At 68.0% G+C, this 1243-nt stretch carries 1 protein-coding gene; it reads right to left on the reverse strand.

Annotation, left to right across the window (positions count from 1 at the left end; all coding sequences use genetic code 11):
* Positions 1 to 1243, reverse strand: a 1243-nt coding sequence (locus tag BTW07_RS18445; RefSeq protein WP_144076978.1) for a type VI secretion system Vgr family protein, incomplete at both ends; no start/stop codon positions are given.

Raw genomic sequence — 1243 nt, forward strand, 5'->3', positions numbered from 1 at the left:
GGTCGCCGCTGGCGCCGAGCTGGCCCCAGCTTGAGAGGTAGAGCCCCTGGTTGGCGCGGATGGCGCCATAGGCATCGGTGCGCAGCTCGAACCCGGTGCCGCGGAAGGCACCCCGGGTGTTGCCGGTCTGGTGGATCAGGTAGCCGAGGTTGAGCTGGCTCTTCTCGGCTTCGGAGTTGAGCCGGACACGTTCCTGGTCGGTGGCGTCGTCGAAGACGAGTTCGTTGTACTTGCTGCCGCGGTAGGTCTTGCTCTTGAAGCCGGAGAGCAGGCCGTGGCTGTGCCAGTCGGGGCTCTGCTCGCCGTTGTAGACCCGGCCGGTGATCAGCGGCCGGTCGGCGTCGCCCTCGAGGAAGTCGACCAGCACTTCCTGGCCGATGCGCGGGACGAACACGCCACCCCAGCCGGCGCCGGCGTTGGGCTGGGAGACCCGCAGCCAGACGCTGGAATTCTCATCGTTCTGACCCTGGCGGTCCCAGTGGAACTGGACGCGCACGCGGTTGAGATGGTCGGTGTGGATCTCCTCGTTGGCGGGGCCGACCACGGTGGCGCTCTGCGGGCCACCGATCACCGGGCGGCGGTGGGCCAGCGGATGGCGGTAGGGCTGGGTGCGGCGCTGGGCGTCGAGATCGACCAGAAAGTGGCCGGTGCCGCCACTCATGTAGTCGGAGAGACGATCGCTATCGCCTTCGTCTTCCAGCCCATGCGCTTTCCTGGCGGCGTCGAGCTGCGGCTGCAGGCTACCCGGCAGCGCCTGGAGCTGGGCCGAGACCGGCAGGGCGTTTTCGGCGTGGACGGTCACCCCGAGCAGCAGGAACTGGCGCTCTTCCTCACCCCCTAGGTCGTGCAGCGGGTGCTGGGTGAGTTCGAACCAGCGCCCGGCCTGGAGCTGGCGCGCGCCACCGCTGCCGCGAAAACGCTTGGCCAGGGATTCATGCGCTTCCAGCCGGTTTTCGGTGAGGCGTTCGCCGCGCGCATAGCCGTGGTAGTAATACTCGCCGGCGTAGTCGTAGACCTCGGTGTCGGGCAGGTTGCCCTGATCGCTGAGGGTATCGAGGCCGGTGCGCTTGGTCAGTGACGGCTGCTTGTAGTCGAAAGTGCCGACGCTGACGCGGGTGGGCTGCTGGCTTCGCACGCCGCCCCACTGGGTCAGCGCGTCTTCCGTCTCGGTGGCATCCTGGCGATGGAAGCGGATCGCCTGAGGGCTGACCGGCTGGGTGGTGTCGACGTCGTCGGTGAATAC

This window comes from Salinicola socius (genome assembly GCF_001937195.1).
GTDB classification, from domain to species: domain Bacteria; phylum Pseudomonadota; class Gammaproteobacteria; order Pseudomonadales; family Halomonadaceae; genus Salinicola; species Salinicola socius.